This window comes from Aeromicrobium choanae, assembly GCF_900167475.1.
GTDB classification, from domain to species: Bacteria; Actinomycetota; Actinomycetes; order Propionibacteriales; family Nocardioidaceae; genus Aeromicrobium; species Aeromicrobium choanae.
Map to the genome: position 1 here is coordinate 2,809,410 of NZ_LT796768.1, position 22,139 is coordinate 2,831,548.

26 protein-coding genes are annotated in these 22,139 nt (G+C 69.9%); 12 read left to right on the forward strand and 14 right to left on the reverse strand.

From position 1 onward, the window contains the following. Positions 1-46: 46 nt before the first annotated feature. The 9 genes from B5D60_RS13570 to B5D60_RS13610 form a co-directional block, all read right to left on the reverse strand. The gene (locus B5D60_RS13570) at positions 47-1,612 is read right to left on the reverse strand and encodes a peptide chain release factor 3 (RefSeq protein ID WP_078700656.1); all 1,566 of its coding nucleotides are present in this window, start codon (positions 1,610-1,612) and stop codon (positions 47-49) included. Positions 1,613-1,679: 67 nt separating this feature from the next. Then, positions 1,680-2,684, reverse strand: a complete 1,005-nt coding sequence (locus B5D60_RS13575) for a 5'-3' exonuclease (protein ID WP_078700657.1) — start codon at positions 2,682-2,684, stop codon at positions 1,680-1,682. 44 nt (positions 2,685-2,728) lie between these two features. Continuing rightward, positions 2,729-3,364: a hypothetical protein gene (locus tag B5D60_RS13580; protein WP_078700658.1), complete on the reverse strand. Its 636-nt coding sequence runs from the start codon at positions 3,362-3,364 to the stop codon at positions 2,729-2,731. Positions 3,365-3,477: 113 nt separating this feature from the next. After that, positions 3,478-3,603 carry a methionine/alanine import family NSS transporter small subunit gene (locus B5D60_RS13585; RefSeq protein WP_078700659.1) on the reverse strand — a complete coding sequence of 42 codons (126 nt, stop codon included), beginning with the start codon at positions 3,601-3,603 and terminating at the stop codon, positions 3,478-3,480. Then, positions 3,600-5,141: a sodium-dependent transporter gene (locus B5D60_RS13590; protein ID WP_078700660.1), complete on the reverse strand. Its 1,542-nt coding sequence runs from the start codon at positions 5,139-5,141 to the stop codon at positions 3,600-3,602. Before B5D60_RS13590 ends, B5D60_RS13585 begins: the two co-directional genes overlap by 4 nt. A gap of 183 nt (positions 5,142-5,324) precedes the next feature. After that, positions 5,325-6,515, reverse strand: coding sequence for a PrsW family intramembrane metalloprotease (locus tag B5D60_RS13595; protein ID WP_078700661.1), 1,191 nt, complete (start codon positions 6,513-6,515; stop codon positions 5,325-5,327). Then, on the reverse strand, positions 6,515-7,168 hold the full coding sequence (locus B5D60_RS13600; protein WP_078700662.1) for a hypothetical protein: 654 nt from the start codon (positions 7,166-7,168) through the stop codon (positions 6,515-6,517). Before B5D60_RS13600 ends, B5D60_RS13595 begins: the two co-directional genes overlap by 1 nt. Positions 7,169-7,370: 202 nt before the next feature. Continuing rightward, complete coding sequence (gene glnA, locus B5D60_RS13605) at positions 7,371-8,792, reverse strand: type I glutamate--ammonia ligase (protein WP_078700663.1); 1,422 nt, start codon at positions 8,790-8,792, stop codon at positions 7,371-7,373. A 162-nt stretch (positions 8,793-8,954) separates the two neighbouring features. Further along, positions 8,955-10,076: a CHAP domain-containing protein gene (locus tag B5D60_RS13610; protein ID WP_153303025.1), complete on the reverse strand. Its 1,122-nt coding sequence runs from the start codon at positions 10,074-10,076 to the stop codon at positions 8,955-8,957. 363 nt (positions 10,077-10,439) lie between these two features. Between B5D60_RS13610 and B5D60_RS13615 the strand changes: the two genes are divergently transcribed. The 11 genes from B5D60_RS13615 (at position 10,440) to B5D60_RS13660 (ending at position 17,770) form a co-directional block, all read left to right on the forward strand. Further along, positions 10,440-10,952: a hypothetical protein gene (locus tag B5D60_RS13615; RefSeq protein WP_153303026.1), complete on the forward strand. Its 513-nt coding sequence runs from the start codon at positions 10,440-10,442 to the stop codon at positions 10,950-10,952. A gap of 146 nt (positions 10,953-11,098) precedes the next feature. Then, complete coding sequence (locus tag B5D60_RS13620) at positions 11,099-12,310, forward strand: CpaF family protein (protein WP_078700666.1); 1,212 nt, start codon at positions 11,099-11,101, stop codon at positions 12,308-12,310. Between the two features lie 119 nt (positions 12,311-12,429). Then, on the forward strand, positions 12,430-13,152 hold the full coding sequence (locus tag B5D60_RS13625) for a type II secretion system F family protein (RefSeq protein WP_231948793.1): 723 nt from the start codon (positions 12,430-12,432) through the stop codon (positions 13,150-13,152). Then, positions 13,149-14,057, forward strand: coding sequence for a type II secretion system F family protein (locus tag B5D60_RS13630; RefSeq protein ID WP_078700668.1), 909 nt, complete (start codon positions 13,149-13,151; stop codon positions 14,055-14,057). The genes B5D60_RS13625 and B5D60_RS13630 overlap by 4 nt, the downstream gene beginning before the upstream one ends. Before the next feature lie 15 nt (positions 14,058-14,072). Further along, positions 14,073-14,246, forward strand: a complete 174-nt coding sequence (locus B5D60_RS16975) for a hypothetical protein (RefSeq protein WP_172806366.1) — start codon at positions 14,073-14,075, stop codon at positions 14,244-14,246. Positions 14,247-14,248: 2 nt separating this feature from the next. Continuing rightward, positions 14,249-14,644, forward strand: a complete 396-nt coding sequence (locus B5D60_RS13635) for a TadE/TadG family type IV pilus assembly protein (protein WP_231948795.1) — start codon at positions 14,249-14,251, stop codon at positions 14,642-14,644. Continuing rightward, positions 14,641-15,057, forward strand: coding sequence for a hypothetical protein (locus tag B5D60_RS13640; RefSeq protein WP_078700669.1), 417 nt, complete (start codon positions 14,641-14,643; stop codon positions 15,055-15,057). Before B5D60_RS13635 ends, B5D60_RS13640 begins: the two co-directional genes overlap by 4 nt. Then, positions 15,054-15,458 (forward strand): pilus assembly protein TadG-related protein, encoded by a 405-nt coding sequence (locus tag B5D60_RS13645; RefSeq protein WP_078700670.1) that lies wholly within the window; start codon positions 15,054-15,056, stop codon positions 15,456-15,458. Before B5D60_RS13640 ends, B5D60_RS13645 begins: the two co-directional genes overlap by 4 nt. A gap of 179 nt (positions 15,459-15,637) precedes the next feature. Next, entirely contained in the window at positions 15,638-16,249 is a 612-nt protein-coding gene (locus B5D60_RS13650) for a type IV toxin-antitoxin system AbiEi family antitoxin domain-containing protein (RefSeq protein WP_078700671.1), read from the forward strand. Then, a complete protein-coding gene (locus tag B5D60_RS13655; protein ID WP_078700672.1) occupies positions 16,249-17,013 on the forward strand; it encodes a nucleotidyl transferase AbiEii/AbiGii toxin family protein in 765 nt (254 codons plus the stop codon). Before B5D60_RS13650 ends, B5D60_RS13655 begins: the two co-directional genes overlap by 1 nt. A gap of 376 nt (positions 17,014-17,389) precedes the next feature. Beyond that, a complete protein-coding gene (locus B5D60_RS13660; protein ID WP_078700673.1) occupies positions 17,390-17,770 on the forward strand; it encodes an RDD family protein in 381 nt (126 codons plus the stop codon). 142 nt (positions 17,771-17,912) lie between these two features. Here the strand turns inward: B5D60_RS13660 and B5D60_RS13665 are convergent, their stop codons facing one another. Genes B5D60_RS13665 through B5D60_RS13680 form a run of 4 tightly spaced genes read right to left on the reverse strand, consistent with a single transcriptional unit; the run spans position 17,913 to position 20,782 of the window. After that, positions 17,913-18,620, reverse strand: coding sequence for a DUF4191 domain-containing protein (locus tag B5D60_RS13665; protein WP_078700674.1), 708 nt, complete (start codon positions 18,618-18,620; stop codon positions 17,913-17,915). Between the two features lie 15 nt (positions 18,621-18,635). Next, entirely contained in the window at positions 18,636-19,532 is an 897-nt protein-coding gene (gene lipA / locus B5D60_RS13670) for a lipoyl synthase (RefSeq protein WP_078701445.1), read from the reverse strand. Positions 19,533-19,587: 55 nt separating this feature from the next. Further along, the gene (lipB, locus tag B5D60_RS13675) at positions 19,588-20,280 is read right to left on the reverse strand and encodes a lipoyl(octanoyl) transferase LipB (protein ID WP_078700675.1); all 693 of its coding nucleotides are present in this window, start codon (positions 20,278-20,280) and stop codon (positions 19,588-19,590) included. Between the two features lie 4 nt (positions 20,281-20,284). After that, entirely contained in the window at positions 20,285-20,782 is a 498-nt protein-coding gene (locus B5D60_RS13680; protein WP_078700676.1) for a GNAT family N-acetyltransferase, read from the reverse strand. Between the two features lie 68 nt (positions 20,783-20,850). Between B5D60_RS13680 and B5D60_RS13685 the strand changes: the two genes are divergently transcribed. Beyond that, positions 20,851-21,243 (forward strand): hypothetical protein, encoded by a 393-nt coding sequence (locus B5D60_RS13685; RefSeq protein ID WP_153303027.1) that lies wholly within the window; start codon positions 20,851-20,853, stop codon positions 21,241-21,243. Position 21,244: 1 nt separating this feature from the next. Here B5D60_RS13685 and B5D60_RS13690 read toward each other — a convergent pair whose 3' ends face one another. Next, positions 21,245-22,138: a TIGR01777 family oxidoreductase gene (locus B5D60_RS13690; RefSeq protein ID WP_078700678.1), complete on the reverse strand. Its 894-nt coding sequence runs from the start codon at positions 22,136-22,138 to the stop codon at positions 21,245-21,247. Position 22,139 lies beyond the last annotated feature (1 nt).

Consider the following 22,139-nt stretch of genomic DNA (forward strand, 5'->3'; position numbering starts at 1 on the left):
CGCTGGGGTACCCGAAGGCATCATCGTTCCCCGGCGGGGTGCGTCCTCAGCTGCCCCCGGCCGGCAGCTCGTCGAGCATGACGCTCGGATGGTCGCGCGCCACCTTGTTCGCCCGCCACTTGTCCGTGAAGAGCGCCAGGTGGGTGCCGTCGGCGCGCTGCAGGACCTCGACGCCACGCTCGCCGCTCAGGGCCTTCGCGCCGTCCGCATCGGTGCGTCGGGCCACCTGGTACTCCAAGCGCGAGAGCCGGATCGGCGAGGTGAACTCGTTCTTCATCCGCTCCTCGACGACCTCGAACTGCAGCGGTCCGACGGCGGCCAGGACCGGGCTCTGGTCGCCTCGAAGGTCGGAGCGTAGGACCTGGACCACGCCTTCCTGGTCGAGCTGCTCGATGCCGCGACGGAACTGCTTGTACCGCCCGATGTCCTTCGCTGTGGCGGTCATGAAGTGCTCGGGGGCGAAGCTCGGCACCGGGGGGTAGTCGATCGCGTCGCCGTCGTACACGGTGTCGCCGACGCGCAGAGCCTGGGCGTTGACGAAGCCGATGATGTCGCCGGGCGCGGCGTGCTCGACCGAGGAGGTCGTCCGGCCGAAGACGGCCTGGGCGTACTTCGTGGCGAAGGGCCGACCCGTCGAGGCGTGGGTGACGACCATGCCGCGTTCGAAGGTCCCGGAGACCACGCGCGCGTATGCCAGCCGATCGCGGTGGGAGGTGTTCATGCCGGACTGCACCTTGAACACGAACGCGCTGAAGGCGTCGTCGACCTGACGGACCGAGCCGTCGATCCCCGCCGTCGCGCTCGGTCCGGGCGCCAGCTCGAGCAACAGCTCCAGCAGCTGGGCCACGCCGAAGTTCTGCAGGGCCGAGGCGAACATGACCGGCGTGGTCTCGCCGCCGAGGAAGCGCTCCTGGTCGTGGTCGGCGCCGTCGAGGGAGAGCAGCTCGCTCTCGTCCACCGCGGCGGACCAGACGTCGGCGTCGACGTCCTCGACCTCGGACGACGACATCCGGCGTTCGGGTGCCCGCTCGGCCCCGCCCGCGGTCCGGGTGTACTTCACGAACTCGCCCGTGCGACGGTCCAGGACACCCCGGAAGTCGCCCGCCTCGCCCACCGGCCAGGTCAGGGGAGTCGGACGCAGCTTGATCTCCTGCTCGATCTCGTCCATCAGGCCCAGGGGCGACAGGCCGGGGCGGTCCCACTTGTTGATGACCGTGATCACGGGGATGCCGCGAAGTGCGCACACCCGGAAGAGCTTGAGGGTCTGGGGCTCGAGTCCCTTGCCGGCGTCGACCAGCATCACCGCCGAGTCGACCGCCGACAGCACCCGGTAGGTGTCCTCCGAGAAGTCGCTGTGGCCCGGGGTGTCGACCAGGTTGACCACGTGGTCGCGGTACACGAACTGCAGTGCCGCGGACGTGATCGAGATGCCGCGAGCCTTCTCCATGTCCATCCAGTCCGAGACCGTCGCCTTGCGGTCGTCCTTGCCGTGCACGGCACCGGCCTGGTTGATGACGCGGGCGTGCAGCGCGAGCGCTTCGGTCAGCGTGGACTTGCCGGCATCGGGGTGGCTGATGACGGCGAACGTGCGGCGGGGGCGTTTGTCGGACACCCAGCGAATTTACCCGGCGTGGCAGCACGGGGTGACGGCGGTCGCGGCGCGGGCCCGACCGCGGGACTCAGCGGATCGACGCGGACGCCGGGTTCGTGCTGAGCACCCTCACGGCGAGTGTCGTCGTGGACTCGACGCCCAGGTAGCCCACGACCGTGTTGACCCGGCCGAGATCCAGCGGGAGCAGGCCCGGGGTGCCGGGAACGTCAGGGGTGAGACCGAGGTCGAGGTCGTCGCGACCCGACATGATCCGCACGTTGAAGTCGTAGCGTTCGCGGGCCCCGGGAGCGGCGAGACGGCGGACCACGGTGGCACCCGTCCGGCGCCCGCCGGTCTCCGTCGCCCAGGCATCCAGGGTCGCGGCGAGGGTGCGTCCCTCGTTGTGGTCGATGTCCGCCCAGACGGTCTCCATGGATCCGGCCTGGGTGAGCAGGACGGCCGCGGTCTTCTCACCGATGCCGGAGACGCCCGGGAGGTTGTCGCTGGGGTCGCCGCGCAGGGCCGCGAACGCCAGGTAGTGCTCGGCCGCGATGCCGTACATGGTGAGCAGCCGTGCCGGATTGAGCAGCGGCGATCCATCGATACCGCCGTTGATCAGCCGGAGCACCTGGGTGTGGTCGCTGATGTGGGCGAACGCGTCCCGGTCGGAGGTGACGATCACGCAGTTCCAGCCGTTGTCGCGCGCCCACGTGGCGGCTGAGGCGCTCACGTCGTCCGCCTCGAGCCCCGGGGGAGTGAGCGTGGCCAGGCCGAGCGCGTCGAGGAACGCTCCCGTGCGCTCGAGCTGACCCACGAGCGCCGCATCCTTCTCCGCCCGCCCCGCCTTGTAGGCCGGGTAGAAGTCCGCGCGCTCGGACGCCGCCCGGTCGTCGAGCCCGAAGATCACGGCATCGGGCGCGAACCGCTCGATGGCCTCGATGATCTGGCGCAGCATGCCGTGGAGCGCCCACGCGGGCCGTCCCGATCGGTCCATCAGCCGGGTGTGGGCCCGGGCGTGGTGGTTGCGGTGCAGCAGCGAGGGCGCGTCGACCACGAGCAGCAGCTTGCGGGGACGATTCACGGGGACAGACATGGGGATCCTCGCCATCCTAGGCCGGGTCCCGCACGACCCTGCCGTCAGATGAGCTTGGGGAAGCTGAGCAGGAACGCCGTGGTCGACAGGAACCCGACCCCGGCGATCGCCAGCAGCACCCACTGCGTGCGCGGGCGACGCAGGCGGGTGGCCAGTGCGGTGAAGAACAGCACGCTCGCGAAGGCGACGGTGAGGATCGTGTAGTTGTCCCCACGCTGGTTGTTGCGCAAGGCCTCCTGGTACTTGGCGTCGGCACGGGCGTCGGCCGCCCGCGCCTGCTCCAGCTCCGGAATCGCGTACTCCTCGAGCTGGAACGGGGTGGGCGCGGCCGCCGGATTCTTCAACGGCTGCTCGGCGATCCACACGGGGAAGGCGCTGGCCAACGGCTCGGGGAAGCGTTGCTCGAGGAAGGTGGTCAGGGTGTCGTCCTCGGCCTGGTACGCCTGCAGCCACTGGGTGAACAGCGACACCTGGACGGTCTGCTTGCGATTGGCGTCCCCTTCGAGGCGCGCGGCCTCGATGCGGGCCGTGGATGCCTGCGCGAAGGAGATGGACATGGCGCCGCCCCACTTGCTGGCCTGGAAGCCGGTCCACGCGGTCAGGATCGCCGTGACCGAGAGGAGCACGACGGCGACCAGCTCGAGCCAGTCGACGGAATCATGGGAGCGCTCGTCCGTCACGTGGTCCTCCGTGGAGTCTGTGCCGAGTCTCGGAGGAGCCGGCGCGCCGATGGTTCATCCTAGGCACCGATTCGTTCTCACTCGCGCTGCGCCTCGGCGTGCCGACCGGGGGTTCAGAGGTCTCGGTGAAAGTCCTCGGGTTCGGGGTCGTGGTGCGTCAGGCTGAAGATCGCCAGGGCGAGGCCGCCCCAGAGGGCGACCATCGCGACGATCATCATGGTGATGGCGGCGGCGCTCATCGTTCAGCTCCTTCGGTGTCGTCAACGGGAAGGTCCAGCGACGTGCCGCGTCGCCATCGGATGGGGGCGAGGATGTAGCCCGCGACCATGACGGACGCCGCGGCTCCCCAGCCGAACAGCGCGATCATCCAGGTCGGATAGCCGCCATAGGGCGTCTCGACGTCGGTGCGGAACGAGTCGAGCGCCAGGTAGGCCAGCGCGATCGGCACCACGCCGCCCACGAGGAGTCGCCACCAAAACAGCAGCTGGATGGACCCGTGCTGGTTCATGTGGTCGGCCAGTTGCGGCAGGGCGCGCAAGGACCACGCCACGACCACCATCGAGACCATCGCGACCAGCAGGATGCCGAACTGGTTGATGAAGTGGTCGAGGATGTCCAGCACGTACAGCCCGCTCGCGGTGGAGAAGAACACGAGGCTGATCGCGGCGGCGGGGATGCTGACGGCGGCAGCGGCCACCGGCCGCGAGAGGTCGAACTTGTCCCGCACGGCGGACACGACCACTTCGAGCACCGAGACCAGGGACGTGATGCCCGCGACGACCAGTGAGGCGAAGAACAGCACACCGATCAGCGCGCCGCCGGTGGCCTCACCGATGATCGTCGGGAAGGTGATGAACGCCAGACCGACGCCGCCCTGGACGACCTCGTCGACAGCCACGCCCTGGCTCTGCGCCATGAAGCCCAGAGCGGCGAACACGCCGATTCCGGCGAGCAGCTCGAAGCTGGAGTTCGCCAGGCCGACGACCGTGCCCGAGCCCGTCATGTCGGTGTCCCTGCCGACGTACGAGGCGTAGGTGATCATGATGCCGAAGCCGATCGAGAGCGAGAAGAAGATCTGTCCGAAGGCCGCCGCCCACACGCCCCCGTGGGTCAGGGTGCTCCAGTCGGGCGTGAAGAACGCCTCCAGGCCTTCGGCCGCGCCGGGCAGGAAGAGGGAGCGAATCACCAGGGCGAGGAACGCGAGGACGAGCACGGGGATGGCGACCACCGAAGTCAGGCCGATGCCCTTCTCGACGCCGACGACCATGATGAGGATGACGGCGAGCCACACGATCACCATGGGGACCAGCACGCCGGCCACGACCTTCAGGTCGACCGTGACGTCTCCGGTCTGCAGGAAGTCCTTCATGAAGAACGTCTCGGCATCGTCCCCCCACGCCGTGTTCACCGAGAAGAACGTGTAGCGCAGCGCCCATGCGATCACCGCGGCGTAGTAGACGGCGATCATGAAGCAGATGCCGACCTGCCACCAGCCGATCGCCTCGGCTGGGCGACTCAGTCGCGCGAAGGACAGGGGAGCCGAACCGCGGAACCGGTGACCCAGCGCGTAGTCCAGGTAGAGGAACGGCAACCCGGCGCAGAACAGTGCCACCAGGTAGGGGATCAGGAACGCTCCGCCGCCGTTCTCGTAGGCGACGTAGGGAAACCGCCAGATGTTGCCCAGCCCGACGGCCGAGCCGATTGCGGCGAAGATGAACACCTTGCGCGAGGAGAATGCGCCCCGCCTGACCTTCTCGGACCTGACGTCGGTGGACATGTGGCTCCTCTCGGAAGGGACTCCGGGCGGCGTGGATCACACCATCGTCCGAACATCGTCGCAGAAGAGGGGCCATCGGCGAGAGCCGCGCGCCGCTTTCCCCCAGACCTGGGGGCGAAAGATGATGCCTTCGGCCCCGCTGGGGTACCCGAAGGCATCATCCTTCGGGGCGAAGGGACGACCCTAGAGCGCCCGAACCCGCTCGACCTCCGCGCGGGAGTGGATCACGTCCGCGCTGTCCTCGCCGTAGCTCTTCGCGAGGTCGGCATTGAGGTCGAGCACCGCGGCGATCATGCGGCGGTGGTGCCAGCGCGCCACCTTGCTGGCGCGTCGCTTGTCCTCGGCGTGGGACTTGATGAACGCCTTGCGGGCCTTGCGCCCGAAGAGCGCGTCGACCTCGGGCTGCTGCACCACGCCGGTGGCGACCTCGGGTGCCAGCACGGCGGCCGCGTAGGGGGCGGCCTGACGCGTGGCCCACTCGAACGCCCACCACAGCGCGACGGCCGCCACCGTGGAGACCGTCAGCAGCACCACGTAGACGAGTGCGGGATTTCCGCCGCTGATCGCCACCATCCCGTCCCACACGCCGTGGATCAGCATCGCCGTCGCGATCAGGAGCAGTCCGCGCCCGATGCGTCGCGGCTGGACCCGGGTGCCGACGAGGTAGACGACACCCGCACCGAAGATCGCGGTGAAGAGCGGGTGCGACATGAGGTCGGAGTAGGCACGCGTCACGTCCATGTGGATCGAGACGCCGACCTGGTCCGATCCGAACTGGGCGGCTGCGGCTCGCCCGGAGTAGATGAAGTCCTCCAGGGCTTGGAAGCCCAGCCCGACGAAGATGCCGATGATCACCCCGTCGGCGACCGTGACGACGAGGTGCCGTGCCAGGCCCATGAGCAGCAGGACGCCGGCGCCCTTGGCGAACTCCTCGACGAACGGCGCGGACAGTGAGGCGGACCAGTCCGCGGAGAAGTCGCGTCCGAACAGCTTGCCGTACAGGTAGTTGAGCGAGGTGTTCGCTGCGACCGCCATGGCGAAGGTGGCTCCGAAACCGCCCCAGACGAAGGCCACCGCCAGGAGCGACCACGGCTGACGCTCGAACTTGTCGAGATGGCGGAACCAGATCGCCCACGCGATGGTGAAGAGGATGCCGACGCCTCCGCTCAGCCCGATGGCCGGCAGGAAGTAGCCGAGTTGCGGGGTGAAGGAGCTCCATGCCTGGTACGCACCGAAGGTCACGATGACGAGGAACGTCCAGAAGCACAGGTTGCGAGGCTGCAGGAAGCGGAACGGCAGACCCCAGCCCGTCTCGTCGAGCGCGTCCCGGCGCAGCTGCTGCAAGGTCGCGAGGTCGCTGGTGGTGTCGAGCATCAGTTCTCCTCGGTGGACTTGACGGGACCCAGGCTCTGGATCATGCGGTGAACCTCCGGCGCGAGCGTGGCCATCTGGTCGGACGGCCCGGCGACCTGGATCTCGATGCCTGTCCCGTCCTCGGTGAGAGCGATGACCTGACCCGTGGTGGCAGCGCCCTGCACCGTCTCGGCGACACCCGTGATCCCGGCCGTCGTGGTGACGGTCGAGCGGTGGGTCGCCGGGTTGAACGCGCTGGGATCCGTCGCCTTCGCGACCCGATCGATCTGGTCCAGGAGTTCGGTGGCGTCACCCTCGAAGTCGTCGCTCTGGACGAAGAACTGGACGCCACCCTTCGTCAGGTAGACCGCCTCGGGCTCGGGGCTGGACACGTCGTCGGTGGTCCGGATTCCTTGGTTGACCTCCCACCCCGTGGTCGGAGTGATCGCCAGCGTCTCGGTGACCAGCATGCGGTCGCCTGCGACCGTCAGGTCGTCGTTCGCGACGGCATCGTTGACGGCGGGCACCCCGAACTGCAGCCCCAGCCACAGCGCGAGAACGATGAGCGCGAAGGGGAAGCTGCGCTTGTCCAGGCCGAGGATCCGGTGCTCGACCGGCACGCGGTACCACTGCGATCCTGGTCGCGTCGTGGCGTCGGGGGAGGAGTGGGCCATGGTGGTCCTTGCTCTCGGATCCGGGCGTCAGAGCCCGGGGGACGGGGATACGGGACCGGCCCCGCGCGGCACCGTCCGACACCGATGATTTCGCAGCGGACGGGCGGGCGCAACCGGGGGATCAACCGCGCAGACGATCGCCTACGGGAAGGAGAACGGCCCCCGACCTGGGCAGGTCGAGGGCCGTCTCGGTGCTGACGAATCAGATGTCGTAGTACAGCTCGAACTCGTGCGGGTGCGGGCGCAGCTGGATCGGCAGGATCTCCTCGTTGCGCTTGTAGTCGATCCACGTCTCGATCAGGTCGGGCGTGAACACGTCGCCCACCGTCAGGTACTCGTGGTCGGCTGCGAGGGCATCGAGCACCTCGCCGAGCGACGTCGGGACCATGTCGATCTCGGCGTACTCCTCCGGCGGGAGCTCGTAGATGTTCTTGTCGATCGGGGCCGGCGGCTCGATCTTGTTCTTGATGCCGTCGATGCCGGCGAGCAGCAGCGCGGAGAACGCCAGGTACGGGTTGCTCGACGGGTCGGGGCAGCGGAACTCGATGCGCTTGGCCTTGGCGTTCGAGCCCGTGATCGGGATGCGGACGCAGGCGGAGCGGTTGCGGGCCGAGTAGACCAGCGCGATCGGGGCCTCGAAGCCCGGCACCAGGCGGTGGTAGGAGTTCACCGAGGGGTTGGTGAACGCCAGCAGCGACGGGGCGTGCTTCAGGATGCCGCCGATGTACCAGCGGGCGGTGTCGGACAGTCCGCCGTAGCCGGACTCGTCGTAGAACAGCGGCTCGCCGTTGTTCCAGATCGACTGGTGCACGTGCATGCCCGAGCCGTTGTCGCCGAAGATCGGCTTCGGCATGAAGGTCACGGTCTTGTCCGCGGCCCACGCCGTGTTGCGGACGAGGTACTTGAACTTCATCGTGTCGTCCGCGGCCTTGAGCAGCGTGTCGAAGCGGTAGTTGATCTCGGCCTGGCCGGCGGTGCCGACCTCGTGGTGGCCGCGCTCGAGGATGAGGCCCGCGTCGGACAGGTGGGTCATCATGTCGTTGCGCAGGTCGGCGAAGCGGTCGGTCGGCTGGACGGGGAAGTAGCCGCCCTTGTAGCGGACCTTGTAGCCGCGGTTCTCGTGGACCTCGTCGCCCGTGGACCAGGCCGACTCGGCCGACTTGATCTCGTAGTAGCTCTTGTGGGCGCTGGTGCCGTAGGACACGCGGTCGAAGATGTAGAACTCGGCCTCGGGGGCGAAGAACGCCGTGTCGCCGATGCCGGTGGTCTTGAGGTACGCCTCGGCCTTGCGGGCGATGTTGCGCGGGTCGCGCGAGTAGGCCTCGCCCGTGATCGGGTCGTGGACGAAGAAGTCCATCGCGATCGTCTTGGGGTTGCGGAAGGGGTCGACGTACGCCGTGCCGTAGTCGGGCAGCAGCTTCATGTCCGACTGGTCGATGGTCTGGAAACCGCGGATCGACGAGCCGTCGAACGCGACGCCCTCGGCGGCGGTGTCCTCGTCGAATGCCGAGATCGGCATCGTGACCTGCTGCTGGATGCCCGGGAGGTCGGTGAATCGGATGTCGATGTACTCGACGCCCTCGTCCCGGACAAACTTGAAGAACTCGTCGGCATTGCCGAACATGTGGCCTCCTCGACCGCGGTGCGGCGGATAGATCGGTGCGGACAGCATCTCCCTGCGTCCACCTAGAGGCTAGGCGGGGGCAGTTTCCCGTCCATCACCGGATTGTTACATGCAGGTTACGCGTCTTCGGGGGTGCGCCGAGGCGCCCGGTCGCCCGCTCGCTCAGTACTTCGGATCGGCGTAGAAGACGACGGCGGACTTGTGCCGCTTGATCACGTGGACGCCGCGGGGATGCTTCGAGCCGCCGCCGGCGTCGACGTTGCCCTCGACCATCCAGACGTGGTCGCCCTGGGCCTTCACGACGATCCCGACGTGGGAGGGGGTGCCCTTGGCGAAGTAGCCGATGTAGGCCAGGCGGCCGACCCGAGGCGTCTTCGAGGTGCGTCCGCGCTTGCGCTCGGCCTTGAGCAGGGCGGGGAACGACTTGGCCTTGATGACCGATCCGGGCTTCCCGGCGGCGTGCGCCAGCCAGGAGACGAAGTAGCCGCACCACGGGTCGCGGGGGCCGGTGCGCCCGATCCACTTGTTGTACTTGCTCTTCCGGGGGCTCTTCTCGCGGTAGCCCACCTGCGACTTCGCGGCGGCCACCAGGTCGGCGGCGCCGAACTTCGACGCCACGGCCGACGTCACCGTCTTCTTCGCCTTCTTGTTCACGTAGACCGCGCCGGTGCGGAACTGCTGCAGGCAGGCACCCTCTGGAAGGCCGCACCGCAGGTCGCCGGTGGGGGCGCCGAGCCTGCCGGCCGCGCCACCGTGGGCGCGCATCTGCTTGAGGGCGTGGGTGCGCACGACCCATGTGCGGTTGCCGCGCTGGATGAGCGTCGCCCTCGAGTAGTCGCGCCAGATCAGTCCGTTGGCCCGCTGGACCCCGCCCCTCGGCGCGCCGAGCAGGAACGACATCGCCTTCTCGCGCGAGGCCAGCGAGCGGTTCCCGTAGGCGCGCTTCACGGTGATCTTGGGGGAGTAGCGGGTGGCGCTCACGATGGCGCGGTACTTGCCGCTCTTGGGAACGCGCGGCATCCACGAGTACCAGCCGTTCGCCGAGGTGCGCACCGTGGCGACCTTGACGCGGCCCTTGCTCGTGTCGCGGTAGATCCGCACCTTCGTGCGGGCGTGCGGCTTGCCGCTGGTGGTCAGGACGCGGCCACGGAGCCAGAAGTTCTCGCGAGTCAGGACGCGGGTGTCGGCGCCGCTGTTGATGCGGATGCTCACCCAGCGGCCCGACTTCGCGGGCGTGTTGACCGAGGGCGCCGAGGCGGCTGCCGGCGCACGCGAAGCCGTCATGCGGCGGGCCGGCGCGGCGGGCGCGGCCGTCGAAGGCTCGGAGGAAGCAACCGGCGCGGGTTCGGGGCTCGCAGCGTTCTCGGGGAGCGCGGTGACGGCGGGAGTGGACGGGGTCGAGCTCGGTTCGGATTCCGGGGTCTCGGCATGGCTGGGAAGGGCGACAAGGGAGAGGGCGAGGGAGGAAGCGACTGCAATGCTCCACCGACGGGCGACGCGGACCATGCCCACAGCGTGCAACACATCGGTCCCAGACGCATCCTGCGCCCCGGTGTAGCAACCGCCTGGGCAGGTATCGGTCGGAGCGCGCGCCGCTCACCGAGGGGAGAGGGCGGGCACGGTGCCCGCGCGCGAAGGAGGCCGACGATGAGGCGTTCAACCATGGTTCCCGGGCTGCTCGGAGCAGTGCTGCTCGTGGGCGGGGTGGCCGCACCGGCCTCCGCCCAGACCGTCACGAGGAACGACCCGAGTGGCGACGCACCGGCTCGGATCGACATCACGAAGGTGCGGTACTCCCACGAGTCCGACCGCGTCCGCGTGGCCGCCAAGATCCCCGAGCTCGGGAAGTCCGGCACAGCCGACTTCCTGGTGTCTCGCCACGAGATCTTCGAGGCCGGGTACGTCGTGCGGATCCGGCAGCACAAGGGCCAGCCCGCGAAGGTCAGCCTGCTCTACTACGACCACTTCGACCTGAAGAAGCGCACCTGCAAGGGCATCTCCGGCAGCTGGGGTCCCCAGGTGGTCCGGCTCAAGGTGCCGCGGTCGTGCCTGAAGGGTCACGCGACGAAGTACGTCTCGACCCAGTTCGTCCTCTCGTTCGGCGCGGGCGGCGAGCAGTTCGACGAGGCCCCGATGGTGAAGCGACTGCGGCGCTCGTAGCGGCGGTTCCGACGAGCCTGGTTTCCCCCACCAGGCCCGTCCGTCCCACCGTCCACAGGGTTTGGGACGGCACCTTGCACGCGTCACTGCGAGTTGGGCAGGATCGGGCCGACGTTCGGGTGGGAGCGGCTTTCGGGGGGAAGCGAATGGAAGTACTGAGCGATCGCGTGCGCGCGCTCGTCCGCGAGCGACGGATCGATCCGCGCACCGACGTCGAGGCTGTGCGCCGAGCCGCCGCCGAGGCGGTCGCCGAGCACGAGCAGCGCAGCCTCACCGGCGCCGTCCGGGCGCTCGACGAGCCGGAGCGGGTCGTGGGCGAGCTCGTCTCCGACCTGGTCGGCTTCGGTCCGCTGCAGCGGTTCCTCGACGACCCGGAGGTCGAGGAGGTCTGGGTCAACGAGCCGGATCGGGTCTTCGTCGCCCGCGCAGGCCGACACGAGCTCACCTCCGTCATGCTGACCACCGCGCAGGTCCGTGAGCTGGTGGAGCGGATGCTGTCGTCCAGCGGCCGGCGGCTCGACCTCGGTCAGCCGTTCGTCGACGCCATGCTTCCCGGAGGCCACCGGCTCCACGTGGTGCTCGACGGCATCACCCGCGGGTTCACCGCCGTCAACATCCGCAAGTTCGTCGCCAAGGCCGCCGGGCTCGACGACCTCGTCGCTCTGGGGACCCTCGACGAGCGGTCGGCCGCCTTCCTCACGTCGTGCGTGCAGGCGGGTCTCAACATCGTCGTCAGCGGAGGCACGCAGGCCGGGAAGACCACACTGCTGAACTGCCTCACCGGAGCGATCCCCGGCACGCAGCGCCTCGTGTCGGTCGAGGAGGTCTTCGAGCTCAAGACCGGGCACCCCGACTGGGTGGCCATGCAGACCCGGCAGGCCGGACTCGAGGGCACGGGCGAGATCACGCTCCGCATGCTGGTGAAGGAGGCGCTGCGAATGCGGCCGAACCGCATCATCGTCGGCGAGGTGCGCGCCGAGGAGGCACTCGACCTCCTGCTCGCGCTGAACTCGGGGCTCCCGGGCATGGCGTCGATCCACGCGAACTCGGCGAAGCAGGCGCTCGTGAAGCTGTGCACGCTGCCACTGCTCGCCGGGGAGAACGTCTCGGCCGGCTTCGTCGTGCCCACCGTGGCCACGGCGGTCGACATCGTCATCCACACCGGCATCGACACGGCCGGCCGCCGCGCTGTCCGGGAGATCGTCGCCACCACGGGCCGCGCCGAGAACGGGATCATCGAGGCCGAGCCGGTCTTCGTCCGCCGCGGCGGGGTCCTGGTCCGAGGGGCGGGAACGCCCCAGCGTCGCGAGGCCTTCGAGGCCGCCGGGATCGATCCGGAGGCGCTGTGGGAACACTGATCGGCCTCGTCTTCGGCATCGGCGTGCTGCTGATCGTGGACAGCCGACACCCACGGCCATCGCGCGCGGCGCGGCCGGTACGGCCCTCTCATCTGGAGAGCCTCCTCCAACGGGCGGGCATGCCCGACGTCGCGCCGTTCACCCTTCTTCTCGGCTCGCTGGTCATGGCGATGGTCGCGGCCCTCATCGCGTTCACGCTCACCGCCGTGCCGGTGGTGGGCCTGCTGGCCGGGATGGCCGCAGGGTGGTTGCCGTTCGCGCTCATCCGGTCGCGAGCCAGTCGGCGCCAACGCGAGCACGCCGAGGCCTGGCCCGACGCCGTCGACCACCTCGCCTCGGCGGTCCGCGCGGGACTGTCGTTGCCCGAGGCACTCATCCAGCTGGGCGAGCGCGGGCCCGAGCAGCTGCGCGAGCCGTTCAGCCAGTTCGGGCGCGACTACACGTCGACGGGCCGGTTCGCCGAGAGTCTCGACCGGTTGAAGGCCCGCCTGGCCGACCCCATCGGGGATCGCGTCGTGGAAGCACTGCGCATCGCCCGCGAGGTGGGCGGCGGCGACCTCGGCCGGCTGTTGCGCTCCCTGTCGGGGTTCCTGCGCGACGACCTGCGCACGCGCGGCGAGCTGGAGTCACGTCAGTCGTGGACGATCGGCGCCGCGAGGCTCGCGGTGGCAGCCCCGTGGCTCGTCCTGCTGATGATGAGCCTGCAGCGCGACGTCATCGCCCGGTTCGCCACGCCGTCCGGAGTCGTCCTGCTCGTGGCCGGCGCCACGACGTGCCTCGTGGCCTACCGACTCATGCTCCGACTCGGACGGCTTCCCACCGAACAGCGGATCCTCGCATGACCGGCGCGATCGTCGCGGCCATGTTCACGACCGGGCTCCTCCTCGTCGCCGACGGATGGCGGCGGGCACGGCGTCCGTCGCTGGCCGATCGCGTCGTCCCCTACGTCCGCGACGTCCACCCCTCCGCCGACCTCCCCGCGAGCCGGGTGATCGACCAGCTCATCGGGCCGTGGTGGCGTCGTCTGACGCGCTCCATCGGCGAGTCGCTGGGCAGCAACGCGGCGATCGCCCGCCGGCTGCGCCGGTGCGCCAGCGACGAGACCGTCGAGAGCTTCCGTGTTCGGCAGGCCACCTGGGGAGCGATCGGCCTCGCGGGGGCGGTGGCCACGTCGATGGTCGCGTGGTCGGTGGCTCGGCCTCCCGTCGTGGTGCTGTTGCTCTGGTGCGCTGCGGGGCTGATCGGCGGCTGCCTCGCCTGTGACCAGTGGCTGTCCTCCCGGGTGCGCAGCCATGAAGCCCGGATGCGAGTCGAGTTCCCGACCGTCGCCGACCTTCTCGCGCTGTCGGTGGCGGCGGGAGAGAGCCCGGTGGCCTCGATCGACCGCGTCAGCCGGGTCAGTCACGGAGCGCTCTCCCTGGAGCTGAGCCGGGTCCTGGCCGAGGTCCGGGCGGGCGCCACGGTCGTCGACGCCCTCGACCGCCTCGCCGCCCGCACCGGCGTGATGAGCGTGGCCCGGTTCGCCGAGGCCCTCGCCGTCGCCATCGACCGAGGGACTCCGCTGATCGACGTCCTTCACGCGCAGGCGGCCGACGTGCGCGAGCAGGCCCGTCGCGAGCTCATCGAGTCGGGCGGACGGCGCGAGATCGCGATGATGGTGCCGGTCGTCTTCCTGATCCTTCCCGTCACCATCGCGTTCGCATTCTTCCCAGGTTTGGCCGGACTCCACCTGTCCTCGGGTGGTTGAGATGAAGGAGACCGCATGACGTCACGGATCGAGCAGCTGCGCCGACGCCGCCATCGTGAGCGAGGTGACGTGCCCGGCTGGGTGATGATCACGCTCATGACGGCAGGCATCGTCGTCGGGCTCACCGCGATCGCCGGGCCGAGACTGTCCGCCATGCTCAACCAGGCACTGTCGTCCGTCGGCGGCTGAGCGTGCGCACGCGGTGGCCCGTGCGCGACGAGCGCGGCTCCGCGGTCCCCGAGTTCGTCATGGTGCTGATGGTGCTGATCCCGCTCGTGTTCGCCATCGCGCAGGTCGCCCTCGTGATGCACGTGAGGAATACGATGACCGCCGCCGCGTCCGACGGCGCCCGCGCCGCAGCGTCGTTGGACGCGCCGATCGGCGAGGCGCGCTCGCGGGCCCGCGAGGTGCTGCGGACGACCCTGGCCGACCGTTACGCCGAGGACGTGAGCGTTCGGGAGGCCCAGGTGGACGGGATCTCGGTGATCGAGGTCCGCGTCAGCGCGGAGGTGCCGCCGCTCGGGCTGTGGGGTCCGGGTGTCGCGGTGGATGCGGTGGGCCGGGCCGTGCGTCAGGAGGCTCCATGAGCACGGAGCGGGGAAGCGCGACCGTCGAGTTCACCTGGTTGACGCTGCTGTTGCTGGTGCCGCTGGTCTACATCGTGGTGGCGGTGTTCGAGACCCAGCGCGCGGCCTACGGGGTCACGGCCGCCAGTGAGGCTGCGGCACGGGCGTTCATCCAGGCCGCGGGCCCCGCCGAGGCCGAGGCGCGGGCCCGGGTCGCGGCGCGACTGGTCCTGGCCGACCACGGCGTCGCGGGCGCCGCGATCTCCGCCGAGTGCCGGCCCGAGTGCTTCGTGCCCGGCTCGAGCGTGGTCGTCCGGGTGCGCTCGTCCCAGCGCCTCCCGCTGGCCCCGGACCTGTTCGGCGATCCGGTCGCGGCCTTCGACGTCGCCTCCACCCACACCGAGCCCTTCGGGCGTTACCGGGCGGCGCCGTGAGTGCTCACGAGCGTGGCAACGTCACCGTGCTGACCGTGGGGTTCCTCGCGGTGCTGGGCCTGCTTGTCGTCGTGGTCGTCAACGCGTCGGCCACATTCCTCGAGAGGCGCGAGCTGATGAACCTCGCCGACCGGATCGCGCTGCACGCCGCCGACGGGCTCGACCGCGACCGCGTCTACCTGGGCGGCCTCACCGACGAGGCGACCCTGGACGCTGCCGACGCCCGCGCGCTGACGGCGGGGATCGTCCCGCCCGACGTGAGACTCACGCTGACCACCGCCGACGACCGCGTCGACGTCCGGGTCACCCGCCGGGCCCGGCTCCCGCTCGTGCCGCCGGGCCTCCCCGACACGGCGACGGTCCGCGCCGAGGCGTCAGCCCGCCTGCACCTCGCGCCCTGAAAGTCCGCGTCGCCAGTTAACGCCGCGACTGGAGGGCCCGTGCGAAGAAGGCGAGAAAGTCGGGCCGGATGAGGTGTTCGGGGAGGTTGGTGGTCAACTCCCTGTGATTCCTCAAGAGGGGATACTAATGAAATCGTAGTGTCCTATGCTACGATTTCAGTAATAGCGAAGGGCGGGACATGACTGCACTCCGAGATGTCGCACGTGCGCAACTCCGCGCCGCACGCCCGGTGAACCTCGCGGACAAGTACGCGAACCCGCGGGCCCTCCTGCGCCACCACGCCGCGAAGGGCGAACTGATCCGGCTTGCTCCCGGCTATTACATGGCTCCGCCGGATGACCAGCCCCTCGCATGGCGGCCCACTATCGAGACCGCCGCCGCGGCTATCGCAACGACCGCCTACCCCGACGAGGATGTCGTGCTGATGGGTCTGACCGCAGCACGCATTCACGGGGCGCTGCCTCGCGCAATCGGTGTCGGCATCGTCGCCGTCCCACGCCAGCACTCGCCCATCACCCTCGATGACGGAGGCCGAGTCCTCTTTGTCGCCCGCGACACCGACCGTCTCGACGCGGTGCGGATGCCCGTGGAGACCGGCCGCGTCCTGGTCACTACCGTCGAGCAGACCGTCCTCGACCTCGCACGACGCCCGAACTTGGGGGGCCTGGAGGTCGAGGCTCGCGCCGCGATCGCGAACGTGATGCCGCGCGTTGACACCGAGTACCTGCTCGAGCTCGCCGACGAGCACAACTTCGGCCGCCGCGCCGCTGAGCTCGTCAGGACTGCGTGATGACCGGACCGATCGACCCGCCGGCGGCCACAGACGAAGCTCGTGTCGCCGAGCAGTTCGGCGTCGGCAACGCACAGGTCGAGCGCGACAAGCTGATCTCGCACGTCTTGGTCGCGTTGTCGAAGCTGCCGGATGACCGGCTGATGTTCTTTGGCGGCACCGCGCTCAGCCGCACCCACCTGCCCGATCTGCGGCTCAGTGAGGACATCGATCTGATCGCCTTGGGTCGTCGCGCTGACGTGACCAACGATATTGACCGCGTCGTCTCGCGTGCGCTGGCCAGGGCTTACGGTGAGGTGACTTGGCTGCCCGAACTCACCATCACCCGCGGCTCAGAGCCGGCGGTCTTGCAGGTCGCCGGTCTCCAGGTGCAGGTGCAGCTCCTCGACGGCACCGGCCATCCCGCTTGGCCTACCGAGGTTGTGAGCCTGTATCAGCGGTACGCCGGCGTTCCCGCCGCCACCATGCGCGTGCCAACGCTCGCTGCCTTCGCCGCTTCCAAGCTCGCCGCATGGTGCGAACGTGCAGCCCCACGCGACCTGTACGACCTCTGGGCACTCGCTCAGCGTGGCGCAGTCACCACCGGGGCCGTCGACCTGTTCGTCAAGCACGGCCCCACCGCCCGCAGGCCAGCGTCCTTCATGTTCGCCAGCGCGCCGACTGAGGACGAGTGGACCACGGCGCTGGGCCACCAGTGCGTCATCCGGGTCGGCCCCGACGAGGCGTGGGCCGTCGTCCGGAACTCCTGGCTGGCCGACGCCTGACTAGTCCGGCCGGACCTGTTCGTCACCTGACTCCTGCCTGGACGCTCGCAAACCCGAGTCGACGAATGGAAAGGGCGCAAAGCTCGGCCTGCTTTGTGACGTTCATGGCGCCTGGCCGCGGGCGCGCGATGCCCTCCGGCGGTTCGCCGAGCTCGGAGCGTCCGAGGCATCAACTCAGCGACCTAGGCACGGGGTTCCGGACTCGTCGGGCTGGCGATTCGACAAGAAACTCGTCTCCCTCGTCGAGGAGTTGACCTGTTGCTCGTCGTTGTTGTTGCTGGTTCCGCCGGCGTAGGACTGCCTGCTCCTGCCGCGATCCGGGCGCGAGACCGTAGGCGTCGAAGCCGAGGGCGGTGCCGCTGCCTAGGCTGGGACCGTGACCGAGACCTTCGACGAGCCGTCCCTCGGGCGGCGCCTGGTGGCGCTGCTGATCGACTGGGTGATCGCCTCGTTCTCCGCCGTGGCGCTGTTCGGGTGGACGGGTGTGCGGTTCCCGCCCGACGGCATCCGCGACCAGCTGATCATCAACGGCGTGTTCGTCGTCGAGGTCGCGATCCTCGTCGGGCTCACCGGGTTCTCGATCGGCAAGCGCATCATGGGCCTGCGGCTGATCAACCCCGACGGCCGCCCGATCGGCGTGCTGCGGGCGCTGCTGCGCACCGTGCTGCTGAGCCTCGTGATCCCGGCGATCGTGATGACCGACGACAAGCGCGGCCTGCACGACCTCGCCGCAGGCAGCAAGGTCGTCAAGGCGTGAGCCTGCCTAGGCCGGTTGATCTCGATACTCCCCCGCAAGCGGGAGGTGCCCCCAGTCTCGCTGCGCTCGCCGCTACTCGATCACCGACAGGCGCAACAACGCCCGCCACTCGACGAGTGGCGGGCGCTGAGCGGAGGCTGGGTCAGCCGCGCATCATCTTGCGGGCGCCCTTGGTGCTGGTGGGCACCGGGCCGCGCGGCATCGGGGCGGCCGGACGCATCGCGTCGAGCGCCTTCAGCTTGTAGAGCACGTCGGTCTGCTGCGCGGGCTTGATCGCCTTCTTCAGCTTCTTGACCCGCTTCACCAGCTGGGGCAGGGGCACCTCGCCCTCGCCGCGGCCGACGATCAGCGTCGTGATCGGGACGCCCTCGCCGACGATCCGGCGGTGCTTCTTGACCTCGGAGCCGAGCAGGTTGCTCACACGGGCGTGCTGGCCCTCACCCACGAGGACGACGCCGGGACGGCCGACGAGGCGGTGCACCACGTCCTGCTGCTTCGTGAAGCCGACGGCCGGCTTGACGTCCCAGCCGCGGCGCAGCATCTGCAGCGCACCCGCGCCGGCGCCCAGCTGGCCCTCGGCCTGCTCGTACATCGACTTCTCGGCGCGCTTGCCGAACACGATCATCGTGACCAGCAGAGCGGTGGTCAGCGAGAGCAGGACCGTGATGATGATGCCCAGCCACCAGGTCCCGAGGATGAACAGGGACAGCGTCGCCATGGCGGCGGCGGAGAGCACGAAGACACCGAGCAGGAGCAGGCCGAGACGCGGCTGCGTCCGCTTGGTCATCTGGTACGCATTGCGCAGCTGCGCGATGCGTCCGGCGGGTGCTGCGGGAGCGGGGCTGGACATGAGCCCGATTCTACGTCAGGCCCGAGCGTCCATGGCCTGCTGGTAGAGCCTTCCCGCGCGGTAGGACGAACGGACGAGCGGTCCGGACATCACACCGGAGAATCCGATCTCGTCGGCCTCCTGCTGCAGCTCGACGAACTCCTCGGGCTTGACCCACCGCTCGACGGGGTGGTGACGGGCCGACGGACGCAGGTACTGCGTGATCGTGATCAGCTCGCAGCCGGCCGCGTGAAGGTCGCGCAGCGCCTGCGAGACCTCCTCGCGCGTCTCGCCCAGGCCCAGGATCAGGTTCGACTTCGTGACCAGGCCGAAGGCCCGCGCCTGCGTCAGCACGTCGAGCGAGCGCTCGTAGCGGAACGCCGGGCGGATGCGCTTGAAGATGCGCGGCACGGTCTCGACGTTGTGCGCGAGAACCTCGGGACGCGACTCGAAGACCTCGGTGAGCAGCTCGGGGATGCCGTTGAAGTCGGGGATCAGGTTCTCCACGCCGGTGCCCGGGTTGAGCTCGTGGATCTTGCGCACGGTCTCGGCGTAGAGCCAAGCACCTCCGTCGGGCAGGTCGTCGCGGGCGACGCCGGTGATGGTGGCGTACTTCAGCTCCATCGTGCGAACGCTCTCGGCCACGCGGCGGGGCTCGTCGCGATCGAGGTCGGAGGGCTTGCCCGTGTCGATCTGGCAGAAGTCGCAGCGGCGGGTGCACTGCTCACCGCCGATGAGGAAGGTGGCCTCGCGGTCCTCCCAGCACTCGAAGATGTTGGGACAGCCGGCTTCCTGACAGACCGTGTGCAGGCCCTCGCTCTTCACGAGCTTCATCAGCTCGTTGTACTCCGGCCCCATCTTGGCGCGCGTCTTGATCCACGCGGGCTTCTTCTCGATGGGGGTCTCGGCGTTGCGGACCTCGAGCCGCAACATCTTGCGTCCTTCGGGAGCGATGGTCACGGTGACCACCCTACGTGGCGTCCGGTGATCAGAGCAGCGGGACTGCCGCGTGCTCGACGCGGTCGATGTCGGGGGAGGGCTCGTAGGTGCGCCACGTCAGCAGGTCGTCGAGGTGGGCGATGACGGTGGGCGCCACGTCGCGCGGGGCGGCGTCGCGGCCGATCTCGCGGTCGAGCGAGGTCACGCCCGCGTCGGCGATCCCGCACGGGACGAAGCGGTCGTACCAACCGAGGTCGACGTCGCAGTTGAGGCTGAAGCCGTGCATCGCCACGCCGCGCGAGACGCGGATGCCGATCGCGGCGATCTTGCGCTCAGGGCGACCCGCGGTCTCGGGCAGCCACACGCCCGACCGCCCCGGCACGCGGCCGGTGGCCAGGCCGTGGTCGGACAGCGAGCGGATCAGCGCCTCCTCGATGCGACGGACGTAGTCGACGACCAGCACGTGCGAGGGCAGCTTCACGATCGGGTAGCCCACCAGCTGGCCGGGGCCGTGGAACGTGATCTTGCCTCCGCGGTCGACGTCGACGACGGGCGTGCCGTCCTGCGGACGCTCGTGGGGCTCGGTGCGCCGGCCCGCGGTGTACACCGGCGGGTGCTCCAGCAGCAGGGCCGTGTCCTCGATGCGGTCGGCCACGCGATCGGCGTGCAGGTCGCGCTGGAGCTGCCACGCCTGCGTGTAGTCGATCGCGGCGTCGCCGTACCAGTCCTGGAGGTAGCGCACGGGGTCAGCCTACGACGCGGCGCAGGATGGTCAGGTCGAGCCAGCGGTCGAACTTGCGACCGACCTCCTCGAGGCGCCCGGTCTGCTCGAACCCGAGGTCCTCGTGCAGCTCGATCGACACCGAGTTCCCCGACTCGATGAGCGCCAGCACGACGTGGACGTCGGGCGCGTCGCAGGCGTGCCCCAGCAGCGCCACCATGAGCTCACGGGCGATCCCGCGGCGCCGGTGGTCGGGGTGGACGTAGACGGCGTTCTCGACCGTGTGCCGGTAGGACTCGCGGGGGCGGAACGTCCCGTAGCTGGCGTAGCCGGCCACCTCACCGTGCACGTCGGCAACCAGCACCGGGTGACCCGCGCGGACGCGGGTCTCGTACCAGTGCACGCGATCGGCGAGATCGACCGGCGTCTCGTCCCAGATCGCCGTGGTGTTCTCGATGGCCTCGTTGTGGATGTCGAGGATCGCCGGGAGGTCGGCCGGGATCGCCGCGCGGATGGTCGCCACCGGTCCATCGTGGCAGGGCTGTGGACCACGAGTCGACACGGCACGCGGGCACCCGCGAGGCTGCGGTCATGGGGGAGTGGATCGCGGCGCTCGCCGCCCTCGCCGTGCCGTTCACGGGGCACTGCGACGCGCTCACGGCGCTCGACGCCCTGCGTGCCCTCGCGTGGACCTCGAGCGACGAGCAGCTGCTCGCCAGGGCCTACGTGCCGGGCACCGACGAGGCCGATGTCGAGCGGCTGCGCTCCTGGCGCGAGCGCGGGATCACCGTCGAGGGCGCGCGCACCGTGCGGGCCTCCTGCCGGGTCGGAGCCGATGGGGTGGAGGTGGTCGAGCGGCTCGGCCCCACGGTGGCGGTGCTCGCGGACGGCACGCGCCGCCCGCTGCCCGCCGACGCGTGGGACCGCAGGATCGTCGAGGTCGCCCACCGCGACGGCTGGTGGCGGATCGTGCGGGTGCGCTGAGTCAGGCGCCGCGGCCGAGGGCCGTGCGCAGCACGCGGTCGATGCCCGGGTCGGCGAAGGAGAACCGGTCGGCCATCAGCGCCGCGGGACGGACCCGCAGGGAGCCGAGGAGGTCGTCGGCCAGTCCTCCGAGGGCCAGCCGGATCGCGAACGCCGGAGCGGCCAGCACGGCCGGCCGGTGCACGGTGGAGGCCAGCGTGCGGGTGAAGTCGCGGTTGGTGACGTCGTCGGGGATCGCGAGGTTCACCGGGCCGCTGAGGTCGCCCTCGAGCACGTGCGTCACCGCCGAGACCCAGTCGCGACGCGAGATCGTGGAGAAGTACTGGTGCCCGTCGCCGAGCCGGGCGCCCAGGCCCAGCCGGAACGGCAGCAGCATGAGCTTCAGCGCGCCGCCGGACCTGTCGAGCACGATCGCCGTGCGCAGGTAGGCCACGCGGGCGCCGGACTCGACCGCCGGAGCGGCCGCCGCCTCCCACTGCTGGGCCACGTCGGCGAGGAATCCCGTGCCGGGTCCGGAGGTCTCGTCGAGCTCCTCGTCACCGCGGTCGACGCCGTACCAGGACATCCCCGATCCCGACAGGAACGCCGGAGGCGTGGGGGAGGCGGCGACGGCGCGCGCGAGCGTGGAGGTGGCGCCGAGGCGGGACGCGAGGATCTCGCGCTTGCGCGACGGGGTGCGGGGCCATTGCGAGATCGGCGACCCGGACAGGTTGATGACCGCGTCGGCCTGGGCGATCAGGTCCTGGTCGATGAGGCCCTCGGAGGGCTTCCACCAGGACTCGCCGGCTCCCGCGGTGCGCCGCACCAGCGTGGTGACCTCGTGGCCGCGCTGGCGTAGGTGGTGGACCAGGGGCGCGCCGAGAAACCCCGACGCGCCCCCGATCACGACTCGCATG